Origin of the sequence: Streptomyces sp. NPDC001568 (assembly GCF_042893755.1) — a bacterium.
Lineage (GTDB): Bacteria > Actinomycetota > Actinomycetes > Streptomycetales > Streptomycetaceae > Streptomyces.
Window position 1 is genome coordinate 53,751 of sequence record NZ_JBIAVF010000025.1, and the last position, 15,508, is coordinate 69,258.

The 15,508-nt window shown below is 74.6% G+C and carries 12 protein-coding genes; 5 read left to right on the forward strand and 7 right to left on the reverse strand.

Annotated elements, in window-relative coordinates; translation table 11 throughout:
• Positions 1 to 40: 40 nt before the first annotated feature.
• The 5 genes from ACFY0I_RS34980 to ACFY0I_RS35000 form a co-directional block, all read right to left on the reverse strand.
• Positions 41 to 2,323 (reverse strand): molybdopterin-dependent oxidoreductase, encoded by a 2,283-nt coding sequence (locus tag ACFY0I_RS34980; RefSeq protein WP_388903426.1) that lies wholly within the window; start codon positions 2,321 to 2,323, stop codon positions 41 to 43.
• Positions 2,324 to 2,546: 223 nt separating this feature from the next.
• Positions 2,547 to 3,167 carry a TetR/AcrR family transcriptional regulator gene (locus tag ACFY0I_RS34985; protein ID WP_388903591.1) on the reverse strand — a complete coding sequence of 207 codons (621 nt, stop codon included), beginning with the start codon at positions 3,165 to 3,167 and terminating at the stop codon, positions 2,547 to 2,549.
• A gap of 60 nt (positions 3,168 to 3,227) precedes the next feature.
• The gene (locus tag ACFY0I_RS34990) at positions 3,228 to 4,769 is read right to left on the reverse strand and encodes a hypothetical protein (protein WP_388903428.1); all 1,542 of its coding nucleotides are present in this window, start codon (positions 4,767 to 4,769) and stop codon (positions 3,228 to 3,230) included.
• A complete protein-coding gene (locus ACFY0I_RS34995) occupies positions 4,766 to 5,596 on the reverse strand; it encodes a hypothetical protein (RefSeq protein ID WP_388903592.1) in 831 nt (276 codons plus the stop codon). The genes ACFY0I_RS34990 and ACFY0I_RS34995 overlap by 4 nt, the downstream gene beginning before the upstream one ends.
• A gap of 160 nt (positions 5,597 to 5,756) precedes the next feature.
• A complete protein-coding gene (locus tag ACFY0I_RS35000; RefSeq protein WP_388903430.1) occupies positions 5,757 to 7,880 on the reverse strand; it encodes a right-handed parallel beta-helix repeat-containing protein in 2,124 nt (707 codons plus the stop codon).
• A 148-nt stretch (positions 7,881 to 8,028) separates the two neighbouring features.
• Between ACFY0I_RS35000 and hmgA the strand changes: the two genes are divergently transcribed.
• Together hmgA and ACFY0I_RS35010 are read left to right on the forward strand one after the other, a co-directional pair.
• Positions 8,029 to 9,351 (forward strand): homogentisate 1,2-dioxygenase, encoded by a 1,323-nt coding sequence (hmgA, locus tag ACFY0I_RS35005; protein ID WP_388903432.1) that lies wholly within the window; start codon positions 8,029 to 8,031, stop codon positions 9,349 to 9,351.
• A gap of 189 nt (positions 9,352 to 9,540) precedes the next feature.
• Positions 9,541 to 10,290: a GntR family transcriptional regulator gene (locus tag ACFY0I_RS35010; protein ID WP_388903434.1), complete on the forward strand. Its 750-nt coding sequence runs from the start codon at positions 9,541 to 9,543 to the stop codon at positions 10,288 to 10,290.
• A 108-nt stretch (positions 10,291 to 10,398) separates the two neighbouring features.
• Here the strand turns inward: ACFY0I_RS35010 and ACFY0I_RS35015 are convergent, their stop codons facing one another.
• A complete protein-coding gene (locus tag ACFY0I_RS35015) occupies positions 10,399 to 10,563 on the reverse strand; it encodes a hypothetical protein (RefSeq protein WP_388903437.1) in 165 nt (54 codons plus the stop codon).
• 159 nt (positions 10,564 to 10,722) lie between these two features.
• Between ACFY0I_RS35015 and ACFY0I_RS35020 the strand changes: the two genes are divergently transcribed.
• Together ACFY0I_RS35020 and ACFY0I_RS35025 are read left to right on the forward strand one after the other, a co-directional pair.
• Positions 10,723 to 11,844, forward strand: coding sequence for a type ISP restriction/modification enzyme (locus tag ACFY0I_RS35020; protein WP_388903594.1), 1,122 nt, complete (start codon positions 10,723 to 10,725; stop codon positions 11,842 to 11,844).
• Between the two features lie 124 nt (positions 11,845 to 11,968).
• Entirely contained in the window at positions 11,969 to 13,225 is a 1,257-nt protein-coding gene (locus ACFY0I_RS35025) for a CaiB/BaiF CoA transferase family protein (RefSeq protein WP_388903439.1), read from the forward strand.
• A gap of 50 nt (positions 13,226 to 13,275) precedes the next feature.
• Here ACFY0I_RS35025 and ACFY0I_RS35030 read toward each other — a convergent pair whose 3' ends face one another.
• Positions 13,276 to 13,545, reverse strand: coding sequence for a hypothetical protein (locus ACFY0I_RS35030; RefSeq protein WP_281205829.1), 270 nt, complete (start codon positions 13,543 to 13,545; stop codon positions 13,276 to 13,278).
• A 246-nt stretch (positions 13,546 to 13,791) separates the two neighbouring features.
• Between ACFY0I_RS35030 and ACFY0I_RS35035 the strand changes: the two genes are divergently transcribed.
• Positions 13,792 to 15,498, forward strand: a complete 1,707-nt coding sequence (locus tag ACFY0I_RS35035) for a protein kinase (protein WP_388903442.1) — start codon at positions 13,792 to 13,794, stop codon at positions 15,496 to 15,498.
• Positions 15,499 to 15,508 lie beyond the last annotated feature (10 nt).

A 15,508-nucleotide genomic window follows, 5' to 3' on the forward strand; every position in this document is an offset into this window, starting at 1 on the left:
CAAGATGTCCGCGCGTGAGCAATACGAGCAAAACCCCAGCTCAGGGCAGGGGTGCCAGGTGGACGGGGAAGGCGTTGAGCACCGCCGTGCCGGACAGGGGGTCCAGCCGGGTGCCGTCGAGCAGCTGGTTCACATTGGCGCCGGGGTCGGCGGCGGCCACCGAGAGCCGGGTGCCGGACCGGTCGTGTCCCCAGCCGTGCGGGAGGCTGACCACGCCCGCGCGGACGGTGTCGGTGACCTCGACGGGTACGTCCAGGCTGCCGCCGTCCGCGCTGATCCTGGCGCGGCCGCCGTCGGTGAGGCCGTGGCGCGCCGCGTCCACGGGGTGGACCTGGAGGGTGCACCGGTTGGAACCTCCGGTGAGGGCCGGGACGTTGTGCAACCAGCTGTTGTTGGACCGCAGGTGGCGGCGGCCCACGAGCACCAGGGCGGCGGGGCGTTCGGCGAGCGCCGCGCGGAGCCTGGGGAGCTCGGCCGCGATCGGGTCCGGGAGCAGCTCGATCCTGCCGCTGCGGGTCCTGAGCACGCCGGGAAGCCGGGGCCCCAGCGGGCCCAGGTCGATGCCGTGCGGGTGGGCGAGCAGCCGTTCGAGACTCAGGCCGGCTCCGTACGCCGTCCCCGTCCCCCCGGGGTCGGCGCCCCCGTCGGGGGCGGCGCCCCCGGGCGCGCCGAACCGGTCCCCGTACGGGCCGAGTCGGAGCATCAGGTCGAGCCGCCGCTCGGGGCCGTTTTCGCCGGTGAGGAGTCCGGCGAGGCGTTCGGGGTCCGCTCCGTGCAGCGGTGAGTGCCGGTCGGAGGTCTCCTTGGCGAGGGCGGCCCGGATGGCGAGGTCGTCCACGGCGGAGGGCTCGGCGGCGCCGTGCATGCCCGATACGGCGAGGACGAGGCGGGCGTGGATCTCGCACTCGTCGAGCCGGTCCGCTTCCAGGGGTACGGCCGGGCGGGTGTAGCGGACCTGGTTGTGGACGGCGAAGCCGTTGAAGGCGAAGTCATGGTGCGCGCTCTGCGAGGGCGGCGGCGGGGGCAGGACGACGTGGGCGTGGCGCGAGGTCTCGTTGAGGTACGGGTCGACGCTGATCATGAAGTCGAGTCCGGCGAGGGCGGCGTCGAGCCGGCGGCCGTCGGGGGCGGACAGCACCGGGTTGGCCGCGATGGAGATCAGGGCGCGGATCCGCCCCTCGCCGGGCGTCTCGATCTCCTCGGCCAGTGCCGCACTGGGCAGCTCGCTCTTCACCTCGGGGTGAGCGCTGACCCGGCTGCGCCAGCGGCCGAGCGCGAACCCCCTGCCCGGCCCGGCGGGACGGGGCCGCGGGCCGGCCGCGGCGAGCGGGAAGAGGGCTCCGCCCGGGCGGTCGAGGTTGCCGGTGAGGATGTTCAGTACGTCGACCAGCCAGCTGGCGAGCGTCCCGTGCTCGACGGTGCAGCTGCCGATCCGCCCGTAGACGGCGGCGGTCGGCGCGGCCGCGAGATCGCGGGCGAGGGCGCGGATCTCGGAGGCCGGGAGGTCGCAGGCGGGGGCGGCGGCCTCAGGGGTGAAACTCCCGAGGGCGTCCGCGAGTTCCCGGAGTCCGTCGAGGTGTTCGGCGAGCGGGCCGGGATCCGCGAGCTTCTCCGTCAGGAGGGTGTGCGCGAGGGCGGCCAGCAACAGGGCGTCGCTGCCGGGGCGCGGGGCGAGGTGACGGTCGGCCAGCCGGGCGGTGCGCGTACGGCGCGGGTCGACGACCACGAGCGTGCCGCCGCGGGCGCGCAGCGCCTTGAGTCGGCCGGGGAAGTCGGGGGCGGTGCACAGGGATCCGTTGGATTCCACCGGATTGGCGCCGAGGATCAGGAGGAAGTCCGTACGGTCCAGGTCGGGGACCGGGATGGCGAAGGGGTCTCCGAACAGGAGCCCGCTGGACACGTGTTTGGGCATCTGATCGAGGGTGCTGGCGGTGAACAGGTTGCGGGTGCCCAGGGCGTTGACCAGCAGCGGCGGGTAGAGGGCGCCGGCCATGGTGTGGACGTTCGGGTTTCCGAGGACGACGCCCACGGACTGTGCTCCGTGCTCGGCGACGAGCGCCGGCACCGCGGCGGCGATGGCGTCGTAGGCCTCCTCCCAGCCGGCTTCCCGCAGGCGTCCGTCGCGGCGGACGAGGGGGCCGCGCAGCCGGTCGGGGTCGGCGTCGAGTGCGCCGAAGGCGGCGCCCTTGGGGCAGATGAACCCGCGGCTGAAGACGTCGTCACGGTCGCCGCGGGCGCCGGTCACGGCGGTGCCCTCGATGGTGAGGGTGAGACCGCAAGTGGCCTCGCAGAGCGGGCAGATGCGCGGGGCGGTGCGGGGCATGGACGCTCCTGGGAGGCGGCAGGCTGCGGCACGGACACGACCCGGGCCCGACCACGGGGGTGGCGGTCGAGCTTCGGCGCCCCGAGCATACCGACCGGTAGGGACGGGCGGGAGGGGTCCGCGGTGACGGGCTGCGGGCAGGCGCGGCCGGCCCGCGCCGGATCAGCGGAGGGGGAGCCGTCCTGCGCCGGATCAGCGGAGGGCGCGGCCGGCCCGCGCCGGATCAGTCGAGGACGCGCGCGAGGTAGGCGCGCATCATCGCCCGGGTTTCGGCGACGATGCCGGGGTCGCCGGCCGGGTCCGTCCGGAAGGCGAGCTGGATCAGCGCGTCGGTCGCCTCGACGGCGACCAGGACCGCCCTGCGGAGGTCGGCGTCGGGGGTCAGCCCGAGGTGGGCGCAGAGCAGTTCGGTGAGCCGGGCGGCGACCTGGTGGTTGGGGTCGGAAGCCGGGCCGTCGACGGGCGGCGCGGGCACGCCGAAGTCGACCAGGGCGAACCCGGGCACGCTGCGCTTCATGGCCAGGTACTCGTCCAGCACCGCGTCGACCGCCGGCTGCCAGGGGCCGGCGGGCAGTTCGGCGAGGCGTCGCCGGATGCCGTCGGCATAGCGGTCGAGGTTGCGGTGGGCCAGGGCGACGGCCATGGCCCGCTTGTTGCCGAAGAAACGGTAGACCGAGCCGATGGGCACTCCGGCGCGCACGGCGACGGCCCGGGTGCTGAGGTTCTCGTAACCCGTCTCGTCGAGCAGTTCGGCGCAGGCGTCGAGGATCCGCACGAGGCGGTCGGCGCTGCGCTGCTGGACGGGGGTCCGGCGCAGGGGATGGGCGGGAGGCACGGTGTCCATCATGCCGCTCCTGGCTTCTCGGTCCAGCGTTCCGGCCTTCTCGCCCCGCTCCCCGGGCGGTCAGTTGAGCAGGAGGGCGAGCCCGCCGACGGTGTACGCGATCATCAGCGCGAGCAGCGGGAGTTGACCGGCGACGGCTTTGGCCGGCGGGAAGAGTCGTACCGAACGGTCGTGCGCGGCGATCACTCCGAGTACGTGTCCGGTGACGACGGCGACGACCTGAAGGGCCGCGAGCCCCCCGGGACTCAAGGGGGGACTGGGATCGGGGCCGTTGTCAGTGCCGAGTGCGATGCTCACTGTGCGTGGTCCTTCGGTGACCAGGAGGGAGAAGTAGTGGGCGATCAGATAGCCGAGGGCGATCGGCACGAGTGAGTGCGCGAAGGCGGTCAGCGGGCCGGGGTGCGGTCCGGCGACGAGGCGGGTGGCCGCCGCGCACAGGCAGTAGAGGGTGGCGACGAGAGCGATGGAAGCGAGCAGTCCGAGGGTGGCCGTGGGGGTGCGGCCGAGGGGGGAGGTCTGAACGACGTTGATCCAGGAGGGGTTGTCGCTGTAGCCGTCGTAGGCGGTGGAACCGAGGAGGACACAGGCGGTGGCGACGAGTCCGGGCCGCTCGGGCGTCGCGTCGAGTCCGTGGAAGGGGTTGCGCAGGACCAGGCGGCCGTCGCTGCGACGGCCGAGCACGGCGAGCCGGGCCAGGAGGCCGGAGTACGCCTCGAAGGCGTCCGCGTCGGTGAACCAGCGCTCGCCGTGGCGGGCGGCGAGGAGCAGGTGGACGGCCGCGTAGCCGATGAGGGCGATCAGGAGGGTGGTGGTGGATGCGGGATCGGGGGCGACGAGCTCCAGCCAGGTGAAGCCGAACAGGCCCACGGCGGCGGGCCATTGGCCCAGCCGGGCGGGCAGGGGGCGGCCGGGACCGGGCGGGCGGCCCCGGAGTCGGGCCCGACCTCGGGAGAGGAGGCGGTGGAGGGTGCGCAGCGGGTTGACCAGGCGCCAGACGGGGCCGAGGAGGAGGGAGGCGGGCACGAGGCCGACCCAGAACAGGACGTAGACGGCCCCCGGCGCGGGGTTGCGGGTGGGGTCGTCGGGACCGAGGAGGAGGTGGAGGAGCACGGCGAGGGCTGCGGCGAGGCCGAGTCCGCGCAGGGTGAGGCGGGTGGCCGGCGCGTCGGCCACCCGCTGGAACCCGGCGGGCAGGGCGAGACCGGAGCGGTCGCCGCGGAAGCGGGACACGGACCAGAGCAGGCCGAGTGCCAGGAAGGAGACGAACAGGGCGGTGAAGGCCCCGGCGAAGGCGTAGAAGGGGGAGATGGGCAGGTCGTGCTGGGATCCGATGCCGTGCGCCAGCAGGGTCGACGGGTCGGCCGGGTGAAGGACCACGCCCTGGCCGGACCCGCCGAGCGGGCTCGCGCCGGGGGCGGCGCCGGGGGCGAGTCCGGCGGCGATCCCGGTCGGGATGTCGAGGGGGCTCGCGGTAGGGCTCGCGGCGGTGATCCCGATGTCGGGCCACGCACCCGGACCACCGTCCGGCCCTGTGCCGCCGGAGGTGAACGGGCCGGGTGCGGCGGCGCCGGTGGCGGTGCCGGCGGGGGCGGCGCGGGTCATCGGACGACGAGTTGGGTCAGGAGCAGGCCGGACGCGTGGGTCTCGACCTCGAAGAGGCCGGTGCGGTCGGCCGTCAGGACCAGGGTGGCCTCCTGGCCCGCGGGCAGGGCGAGTTCCTTGTCGTAGCCGTGGACGTGGAGGGTGTCGGCGCGGTCACTGGTGACGCGCAGGGCCACGCTCTCACCGCGCTTGAGCTCGGTGCGGTCGGGGGCGGGGTGCACCTTGCCGTCCCGGACGGCCAAGGTGACGGTCCGGTCCACCTCCGGGGCGCCGGTGGTGCTCGGGGTGCCGGTGGCGCTCGGGGTGTCGGCCGGGTGGCTGTGCTCGCCGCCCGCGGGCGGCGCGGCCAGCGGGACGGCCGCCTCGATCGCCTTGCCGGCGACGGCCCAGGCGGTGTGGTCGTCGGCGTACAGCCGGACGGTCAGGGTGTGCGGGCCCTGCGGTACCTGCGCCGCGGGCAGGTGGAACCAGGGGCCGTACACCCGGGCCAGTTTGCGCCCGTCGAGTTCGAGGTGGGCGTGGCCGGCGCCCGGGAGGGCGCCGCCGCCGGCGCTGTCGGGGGTGAAGCGGAAGTTCGTCAGGGCCAGGTGGAGGTTCCAGCCGTCCTCCGAGTCGGGGCGTGCGGTGAGCCGGACCTCCGGCGCGCCCTGCGCGGGGACCTCGCGCAGGCGGTGGCCCGTACCGTCCCGCGCCTCCAGGAGGGTCCCGACTCCGCCGGACGCCTCTTCGTGGGTGGTGCCGGGCTTGTGGTGGGTCGTGGCCCGGCCCCCGCAGCCCGACACCGCACCGCAGGCGAGCAGCAGGAGGACGGCCACCAGCGCGGCCACCCGGCCGGCCCGGCGGGACGGCTTGGTGCTGCGGGCCGTGCGGTCGCTGCGGGCCGTGCGGTCGGGTATCCCGCACGCGTCGCACCGGACGCGGTCTTCGGGGCGGACGCTCACTGCGGACCTCCGGTCCTGGTACGGGTCGTCGTACGTCCGTCGGGTGTCACGGGGCGGGAGTCGCCTCCGTGGTGAGCGGCGGGGGTGGGGCGGCCGGGGTCGGGGCCCGGTCGCCCTCCGGGGCGTCGCCCGGGCCGGCGGGGCGGGCCGGGGCGGGCGGGCCCGGGCGGGCCGAGGCGACGACGGCCCACAGCACCCACACCACCGCGACCAGGGCCCGTACCCAGGCGGGGCTCAGCGGGGTCCAGGGGATCATCAGGACGGCCTTGTCGAACGCGTCGAGCAGGGTCAGGGCCCCCAGGACCAGGGTGAGGCGCGCCAGCCAGGGGCGCTCCGCGCGCAGGACCAGCCCGGCGCCCGTCCACCACAGGCCCAGGAGCAGCAGGGCGAGCGCGGGGACGAAGGTGTCCACGAGGGGCATCGTGGATCCGGCGACGTCCAGGGCGAGCCCGGCGAGGCCCAGCAGGGAGGCTGCCGCGCCCAGTCGGGAGCCGGTCAGTCGGCGTCGCCACAGCACGCCGCCGACCAGCAGCAGTACGGCGGCCACGCCCAGCGCCAGCTGGGTCTCGACCCGCTCCGCACCGCGGGCTCCGTACCAGTCGCAGCCCGCCGGAAGCTTGCGCGCCTGGACGTTGTAGTCCGCGCAGACGAGCAGTTGGGCGAGCTTCACCGGTTCGCCGACCAGTCGGGCCGAGGCTCCGCTGACGTCGCCGCGGGCCGATCCGCACTGCGGGAGCGTGCCCGGGGTGGAGCCGTCGGGTCCGTCCTGCCAGCAGTTGCCCCTGCCCTGACCGTCCCACCAGACGTCCGTGCCGTTGGGGCGGGAGGCACCGGACTTGTCCTTGCCGAGGACGTTGCCGGCGTACCGGTTGTGGTGGGAGGTGTCGGTCTGCTTGGACCACTCCTCCTCGCCGCGGATGAAGGCGGGGACGGCGCTGAGGAAGAAGCCCGCGCGCTTGTGCCCGTACACCCAGTTGTCCTCGTACAGGTTCCAGTTGCCGCCCGCGGTGATGATGCCGGTGCCGGGCGGCATGGAGATCTGCGGGCAGACCACGCCCTGTTCGTAGCCGCGTTCCGCGGGCGGTTTGGCGCAGGTGTCGTCGGCGACGTAACGGTAGTAGTCCTGGTTGTTGTCGTGGATCAGGTTCCGTTCGAACCGGGCGTGGTTCTGCGGGAGGCCGGGGTGGCCGGGAAAGGCGCTGTCCATCGAGGCGCCGCCCATGTTCTGGTCGAACTCGTTGTCGTGGACCCACACGGAGTCGCCCGCGGTGCCGGAGTAGCCGACCATGTTGTGGTGGCTGCGGCAGCCGGTGATCTCGATGGAGTAGCGGGGGACGTCGTAGCCGCGGCCGTCGTTGATGTTGGAGGCGCTGCCGGGGTAGATGCCGGAGTCGCCGTTGCCGTACGACTCGCAGTTCTTGTACAGGCCGTGGTCGCTGGCGAAGGTCAGGAAGCCGTACTCGTCGTTCCAGCGGGTCAGGACGTCGTCGATGACGAAGCCGTCGCCCGCGAGGACGTACAGCGAGTTGAAGGTGGTGCGCTGCGCGGTGAAGTTGCGGAAGTAGATGCCGTTGGAGCGGTCGGCGCGCAGTCCGTTGAGCTTCTGGTACTTGGCGTCGATGATCACGTCCGTGCGGGAGGCGCCGGTGCCCTCGATCTGCAGGTCGGTCTTGCCGAGGATCGCGACGAGGTTCTGGTTGTGCCGGCACCGCGCCTGCTGCTCGTAGGACAGGATCTGGTAGCCGAAGGAGGAGTTGGGGGCCTTGAGGGCGGCGCACTCCCCCGTCGGCTTCGGGAGCGAGGGCTCCTCCTCGTAGAGGCCGGGGAGGATCGCGATGTTCATGCCGGGGCGGTCGACGGCGTCGACCGCCTCCTGGAGGTGGCGGTAACCACTCTTCTCGCACTGCTCGTACAGGGTCAGGTTGCGTTGCCGCAGGGCGTCGGGGAAGCCGGCCGTGCGGCGTTCGAAGGCGGCCCGGTCGGTCTTGCAGACCAGCAGGTCGGGCGCGGTGGAACGGTACTGCGGGACGGAGCCGGTGCCGTCGGGGAAGGTGACGGGGCGCTCCTCGTGCGCGCGGGCGGCGGGCGCGGCGACGAGGAGGGACAGGAAGGCGAGGAGGGCGGCGAGGAGCGCCGCCGGCACGGCAGGGAACCTGCGGGTCCACGACATGCGCGAGAGAGTAGAGCAATGTTCATCTTTTTGGATCCCCCTCTGCGGGAATCCGTCCGCCCCCTGTTCGGGCGAGGGGGCGTTGACGGCGGGGTCGCGGAATCCTACTGTCAGGCATAGGATTCCTTCGACGGAGTGGGAGCAGCACATGAGTGAGCAGGCCAGGAAGACGGCGGAGGGGCTGGAGTACCTCACCGGCTTCGGCAACGAGCACAGCTCGGAGGCCGTGCCCGGCGCTCTCCCGCACGGACGGAACTCGCCCCAGCGCGCCCCGCTCGGTCTCTACGCCGAGCAGCTCAGCGGCAGCGCCTTCACCGAGCCGCGCGCCGACAACCGTCGCTCGTGGCTGTACCGGATCCGCCCGTCGGCCGCGCACCCGGCCTTCGTCCGCGTCGACAACGGCGCCCTGCGCACGGCGCCCTTCACCGAGTCGGTCCCCGACCCCAACCGGCTGCGCTGGAACCCGCTGCCCGACCCGGCGCCCGGCACCGACTTCCTGGACGGCCTGTGGACCCTGGGCGGCAACGGCGACGCCGCCCAGCGCAGCGGCATGGCCATCCACCTCTACGCCGCCAACGCCCCGATGACGGACCGGGTGTTCAGCAGCTCCGACGGCGAGCTGCTGATCGTCCCCGAGCGCGGCGGCCTGCTGCTGCGCACCGAGCTCGGTCTGCTCGGCGCCGGCCCCGGCGAGGTGGCGCTGATCCCGCGCGGGGTCCGGTTCCGCGTCGAGCCGCTGGACTCCGAGGGCGGGCCCGCCCGTGGGTACGTCTGCGAGAACTACGGCCGGCCCTTCGAGCTGCCCGACCTGGGCCCGATCGGCGCCAACGGCCTCGCCTCGGCGCGTGACTTCCGGGCCCCGGTGGCGGCGTACGAGGACAGCGAGCGCCCGACCCGGGTGGTCAACAAGTTCTGCGGCAACCTCTGGTCGGCGACGTACGACCACTCCCCGCTCGACGTGGTCGCCTGGCACGGTACTCACGTCCCGTACGTGTACGACCTGCGCCGCTTCAACGTCATCGGGTCGATCAGCCACGACCACCCGGACCCGTCCATTTTCACCGTGCTGACCTCGCCGTCCGACACCCCCGGACTCGCGGGCGTCGACTTCGTGGTGTTCGCGCCGCGCTGGCTGGTCGGCGAGGACACGTTCCGGCCGCCGTACTTCCACCGGAACGTGATGAGCGAGTACATGGGCCTGATCGAGGGGGCGTACGACGCGAAGGCGGAGGGCTTCGTCCCCGGCGGCGGCTCGCTGCACAACATGATGTCGGCGCACGGTCCGGACCGGGAGACCTTCGACCGGGCGAGCGCCGCCGAGCTGAAGCCGCAGAAGATCGACGACGGCCTGGCCTTCATGTTCGAGACCCGCTGGCCGATCACCGCGACCCCGCAGGCGGCCGACGCGGACCACCTCCAGCGCGGATACGACGACGTGTGGCAGGGTCTCGAACGCCACTTCCGCGCCTAACATGCGCATGCGCGCGCGGGAACGGGACGGAACGGGGACGGGGGCGGGAACAGTGCGGGAACGGGGGCGAGGGCAGAACCCGCAGGGCCGGCGCGACGCCGGCCACGCGCCCGACCCGCCGCCCCCCGCATCCGCCCCTGCCCCGCCGCGCACCGCATGACGTCCAGCCAGCCGTACGGAGAACCACCCGTGACCGCCTTCGCACCCGACTCCCTCGTACTGAACCGGAAGCTGCCGCTCTGGTATCAGGTGTCGCAGTCCCTGCGCGCCTCGATACTCGGCCGCACCCCGGACGCCTCGCTGCGGCTGCCGACCGAGGAACAGCTCGCCGAGCACTACGGGGTGAGCGTCCTGACGATGCGCCAGGCGCTCAAGGAGCTGGAGGGTGAGGGCCTGATCAGCCGGCACCGGCGGCGCGGGACCTTCATCGAGCCGGGCGCGCGGCGGGGCGCCCCGGTGCGGCTGCTCGGTTCGGTGGACGCGATCGTGGCGCAGCAGTCCGGCGAGCGGACGACGATCCTCGGCCACGAGCGCACCCCGGTGTCCGGGGAGCTGCTGGAGCACTTCCCGGACACGCCCGAGGTGGTCACGTACCGCAGGCTCCGGTACGACGGCGAGAGCGACGAGCCGTCGAACTGGGCGGAGAACGCGGTGCGCCCGGACCTCGCCGAGGGCGTGGACCTGGCGGATCTGGCGCGGTGGCCGATGACGAAGGTGCTGCGCGACGTGGTCGGCGTGCGGATCAGCAGGATCACGGACACGGTCGAGGCGCGGCTGGCGGACCCGGTGACGGCCGAACTGCTCGGGGTGCCGTTGCTGAGCCCGATCCTGCACTACACGGGCGTGACCTACGACGCGGACGGACGGGTGGCCGACGTGGCCCGCATCCGTTACCGGGGCGACCGGTTCTCCTTCACGGTGACGGTCGACGCGCCCTGAGCCCGTCGACGCCCTGAGCCCGTCGACGCGCCCCGGGGACGGGCCCGAAGCCCGGGCGTGCGCCCCGAGCCCCGGGGGCGAGCCCGGGCGGTGCCTCGGGCGCCGCCGTCACTTCCGGTCGTCGTCGTCCGTCGCGCGTTCGCCCTCGGCCTGGGAGGGGGTGGTGCGCGTGGTCTGCGGGTGGCGTTGCCTGCGCTGGGTCTCGTCCATGTCCTCGTCGAGGCGCTCGCCCTCGGCCTGCGAAGGCGTCGTGTACTCGTCGTACTGACTCATGGCCGCTCCTCCGTCGGTACGGAGGGGCACACATGCCGCATGTACCCCATAAGGAGCGTAACGCTTCGGCCAGGACGGGGCCCGGCCCCGTGGGGCGTCGCTACCATCTGCCGGGTGAGCGCTGAGACACCGCCGCCGAACCCGCTGCTGGACGATCTGATGCCCTGGGCCGTGGGCGGCCTGCGCCTGGGCCGGGACTGGGTCGCGGCGCCCGACCCGGCCACCCTGCGGGCCCGCTGGACGGCCCTGACGGGCGCCGAAGGGGCCGAGCGGGAACGGCTGTTCCGCCCCTCCCGGAGCCGTACGACCGCCTCCGGCGCCGCCGCGCTGCCGGGGCAGCGTTCCGCGACGGCCCGGTTCGCCGACGCGCCCGGCCCGTTCCCCGAACCCGTACGGGTGCTCCGCGCCCCCTTCGACGAGCAGTGGCTGTTGCCCGACCAACGGCTCATCGACGCGGCGCGGCCGGAGCTGTGGCGGGTCCGGGACGGGTACCAGCTGTTCGCGGTGGAGACCCCGGAGCTGCTGGTCACGGCCCACCTCCCGGCGGGCCGGCTCGGCCGGATCCGCCCCCTGCACCGGCGGCCGGGCGGCGCCGAGCCGAACCTGGCGCCGGGCCTGCTGACGCTGCTGGGCGAGCGCCACGGCGGCTGGGTCACCCCGCAGGACGTGCTGTGCTGGATCCTCGCCGCGGGCCGCCCCGGACCCCGGGGGTACGAGGTGCCCCTCGCCGCCGATCCGGAGCGTTGGCGGGTCGGGCTGGAGCTGGGGCACCGGCTGCTGTCCGTCCAGCTGCGCGGGGCGCGGGGCGGGGAGCCGCCGAGGCTGCCCGGCGGGCGCCGGCCGTACGTCCGGGCGGCGGTCACCGGATGGCCGGACGGCCTCGGCTACGACCCGCAGACGCGGACGCTGACCCTCGGGGACGGAGTCGTCGCCCCCGTGCCGGAGGCGGCGTGGGAGTACGAGGCCCAGGGCGTCCGCGTGCTGGAGGCCTGGTTCGCCGCCCGCCGCGCACACCGGGCGCCGGACGCGGACGGGCTGGACGCGCTGGGCCCGGCCGGGTGGCCGCAGGCCTGGACCTCGGAGCTGCTCGCCCTGGTGACGACCCTGGCGCTGCTGGCCGAGCTGGCCCCGGAGCGGGCCGCGTTCGACCCGGGGCCGCTGCTGGCGACCTCGGAACTCGTGGCGGGCGGGGTGCTGCCGCCGCCGCGCTCCGCCCGCCGGCCCGCCTCCGTGCTGGACCACCAGGAGGAGGGCCCGGGCGGTCAGTTCGCGCTGCTGTGACCTCCGGACCCGCCCGCACACGGCCCGCGCGGGAACCCGTACGCGTACGAACGGGGGCGAACCGTCGGCGCCACGTCCCTCGCCCGGTGACAGGCCGGGGCCTCCCGGGATAGGGATCGGTGTCATGGACACCAACTCACGCCCCCCGCACGAGCCCCAGGCCGAACCCGAGCCCCTCCCCCTCGCCGGCCTCACCGTCGTCGCCGTCGAGCAGGCCGTCTCGGCGCCCTTCGCCACCCGCCAACTCGCCGACCTCGGCGCTCGCGTGATCAAGGTCGAGCGTCCCGACGGCGGGGACTTCGCCCGCGCCTACGACACCGCCGCCCACGGCCTGGCCTCCCACTTCGTGTGGGCCAACCGCGGCAAGGAGTCCCTGACGCTCGACCTGAAGGACCCGCGCGGCCTGGCGGTGCTGCACCAACTGCTCGACGGCGCCGACGTCTTCGTCCAGAACCTGGCGCACGGGGCCGCCGCCCGACTCGGGCTCGACGCGGCCACCCTGTGCGCCCGCTACCCGCGACTGATCGCCGTGGACGTCTCCGGCTACGGTCCGCAGGGCCCGTACGCCCACAAGCGGGCCTACGACATGCTCGTGCAGTGCGAGGCGGGCCTCGTGTCGGTGACCGGCACCCCGGACGAGCCCGTGAAGGCCGGGATCCCCGCCGCCGACATCGCGGCGGCCATGTACGCCTTCTCGGGCGTCCTCGCCGCGCTGCTGCGCCGCGGGATCACCGGGCGCGGCGGCCCGGTCGAGGTCTCGATGCTGGACTCGCTCGCCGAGTGGATGGGGCATCCGCTGCACCACACGATGCACGGCGGGGAGCAGCCCGTACGGACGGGCCTCGCGCACGCCGTGATCGCCCCGTACGACGCCTACCCGACGGCGGACGGGGACCGGGTGCTGCTGTCGGTGCAGAACGACCGGGAGTGGCAGCGGCTGGCGCGGCAGGTGCTGGGGCGGCCGGACCTGGCCGAGGACCCGGCGTTCGCGACGAACGCGGCGCGCACCCGGGGCCGCGCGGAAACCGACGCGGTGGTGGCGGGGGCGCTCGGGGCGCTGGGGGCGGACGAGGCGGTCCGCCGGCTGGAGGAGGCGGGGATCGCCTGCGCGCGACTGAACTCGGTGGCGCGACTGGCCGGGCATCCGCAGCTGGCGGCCCGCGACCGCTGGCGGGAGGTGGACTCGCCGGTGGGCCCGCTGCGGGCGTTGCTGCCGCCGATCGGACTGCCGGGCGGCGCGGCACCGCGCATGGGTGCGGTGCCCGCGCTCGGCCAGCACGACGAGGCCCTACTGCGCGCCCTGGGGATGACGGGCGCGCAGATCGCGGGACTGCGCCGGGACGGTGTGATCGCCGAAGGCCGGGGAGACGCCGGCGAGTAGGGACGGGTGCCGGGGTGCGGCCGGAGCGGCCGGCTGCACTACGGGGGCAGTTACGAGCGGCGGCTGCCGAAGAGCGTGCGCCGCAGCCTGCGCAGCGGGGCGAAGAGCGCGACGCGCGCGCTCCGGCTCCGCTGGACGTGCGTGTGGTCGCGGGACGTGAGCTCACGCATCAGCAGGGTCGCCTCGGCGGCCTCGTGGTGCGGGACGGCGGGGCCGCCCAACACCGCGAGATGGCGGTCGAGGCGCGAGCTTGTCGCTTTGCTGCCGCAGGTGATGGCAGGCACGCGGGGCGGCCTGCTGCGCATTGCTATCTGTTCCATGTCTCTCCCCACCCGTACGAGGGCACCCGGCCCGGGCAGGTTAACCCTATCGCCCCCGCGTCGCGCCCGGGTATCCCGGTGGTGTGAATTACCCCTGTCCTTACGGGTAGTTGACGATTACTCAACGGAGTCAATCGTCACTCTCCGCACAAATCGGCCCACTTGGGGAGTCCTGTGGAGATTGACGTCACGACAGGGGCCGACGAACACGTCCTGCGCTAACTTGGAGTGATCGCTCGGTGACGCATGGGGGTACGCGTGAGTGGGAACGAAAGTGACGACGCCGCGCGTGTCGTCGCCGGACGGTACCGGCTGCTCGGTCCGCTCGGCCGCGGGGGCATGGGCATCGTGTGGCGGGCCCGGGACGAGGTACTGGGTCGCGAGGTCGCCGTCAAGGAGGTGCGCGCGCCCGCCGGGACGGACGCGGCCGGGGTGGCGCGGATGTACCGGCGCCTGGAGCGGGAGGCCTGGGCGGCGGCCCGCGTCTCGCACCGCGGGGTCGTCACCGTCTACGACGTCGCGAACGAGGACGGCCGGCCCTGGATCGTGATGGAGCTGGTGCGCGGGCTCTCCCTGGCGGAGGTGCTGGAGGCCGAGGGGCCGATGAGCCCCCGGCGGGCGGCGCACCTCGGTGAGCAGGTGCTCGCCGCGCTGCGCGCCGCTCACGAGGCGGGAGTGCTGCACCGCGACGTCAAACCGGCCAACGTGCTGCTCGCCAACGACGGGCGGGTGGTGCTGGGCGACTTCGGCATCGCGAGCCTGGAGGGCTCCTCCGCGATCACGATGACCGGCGAGGTCATCGGCTCCCCCGAGTTCCTGGCCCCGGAACGGGCGCTCGGGCGCGATCCGGGGCCGGAGTCGGACCTGTGGTCGCTCGGGGTGCTGCTCTACGCGGCTGTGGAGGGGGTCTCGCCGTTCCGGCAGGACACCCCGCTGTCGACGCTCCAGGCCGTGGTGGACGGGGAGTTGCCGCCGCCCCGCCGGGCCGGCGCCCTGGAGCCCGTCCTGGAGGGACTGCTGCGCAAGGATCCGGAGCGGCGGTTGGACGCGGCGCGGGCCACCCGGATGCTGCGCGTCATCGGCGCGGGCGGCGCCGTACGGGACTCCGACGCTCCGACGGCGGGGCCCGGCGGCACGGCGGCCACCGCGGTGCTGCGCCAGGAGGGCGGTGGCGGCCCGTACGGCGGGGCCACGCCGCCGATGCCGGTGTCCGGGCCGGCCCGCGCGGGCGGGCCCGGTCCGGGTGGTGGGCCGGCCCCGCGGGAGGGGAACGCGGGGGTGGTGCTGACCCTGGGCATCGCGGTGATGCTCGTGGCCCTGGGGGTGCTGGCGTGGCTGCTGCTGAGGGACCCGCCGAGCGGTGACGACGGCCGGGGCGCGGGGGCGGTGACCCCCTCGGCGCCGGCCCCGACCTCCGCGCCGCCGTCCGCCCCGTCCTCCGCACCGGCCTCCTCGGGAACGGCTGCCGCGCAGGCCGTCACCGTGTACGCCCACACCCTGCGCGCGGCCTACGCCGGGAGTTGCCCGCCGCCCGCGGTGGGGGCGCCCGCCTTCACCGCCACCCTCGAAGTGGCCCGTACCCCGGCCGTCCTGGAGTACCGCTGGGCCACGCGCGGCGGGTCGGCCGGGGGCGAGGAGTGGCAGAGCCTCACGTACGAGGAGGGCGGGCCCCGGACCCGCCAGCTGTTCCACACGGCGACCGGGTACCGGGCGGGGGCGACCCTGGACGACGCGGTGCGGATCGAGGTGCGGCAGCCGGCGCGGACGGAGTCGACGTGGCTGGGGTTCTCGGTGGCCTGCGCGGCGCCCTCACCGACGCCGACCCCGACGCCCGCACCGACCCCGACCCCGACACCGACGGGCGGATCGCCCTCGGCCTCCGGGACGCCGGACCCGTCGGCGTCACCGGATCCGACGCCCTCGGGGGCGTCGGATCCGGAGCTCGCCGCCTGAGGAGCGGCCC

Bases quoted from the DNA above. Each gene is read 5' to 3' on its own strand.
- ACFY0I_RS34980 (WP_388903426.1), bottom strand. From the start codon at position 2,323: ATGCCCCGCACCGCCCCGCGCATCTGCCCGCTCTGCGAGGCCACTTGC.
- ACFY0I_RS34985 (WP_388903591.1), bottom strand. From the start codon at position 3,167: ATGGACACCGTGCCTCCCGCCCATCCCCTGCGCCGGACCCCCGTCCAG.
- ACFY0I_RS34990 (WP_388903428.1), bottom strand. From the start codon at position 4,769: ATGACCCGCGCCGCCCCCGCCGGCACCGCCACCGGCGCCGCCGCACCC.
- ACFY0I_RS35000 (WP_388903430.1), bottom strand. From the start codon at position 7,880: ATGTCGTGGACCCGCAGGTTCCCTGCCGTGCCGGCGGCGCTCCTCGCC.
- hmgA (WP_388903432.1), top strand. From the start codon at position 8,029: ATGAGTGAGCAGGCCAGGAAGACGGCGGAGGGGCTGGAGTACCTCACC.
- ACFY0I_RS35015 (WP_388903437.1), bottom strand. From the start codon at position 10,563: ATGAGTCAGTACGACGAGTACACGACGCCTTCGCAGGCCGAGGGCGAG.
- ACFY0I_RS35020 (WP_388903594.1), top strand. From the start codon at position 10,723: ATGCCCTGGGCCGTGGGCGGCCTGCGCCTGGGCCGGGACTGGGTCGCG.
- ACFY0I_RS35025 (WP_388903439.1), top strand. From the start codon at position 11,969: ATGGACACCAACTCACGCCCCCCGCACGAGCCCCAGGCCGAACCCGAG.
- ACFY0I_RS35030 (WP_281205829.1), bottom strand. From the start codon at position 13,545: ATGGAACAGATAGCAATGCGCAGCAGGCCGCCCCGCGTGCCTGCCATC.
- ACFY0I_RS35035 (WP_388903442.1), top strand. From the start codon at position 13,792: ATGGGGGTACGCGTGAGTGGGAACGAAAGTGACGACGCCGCGCGTGTC.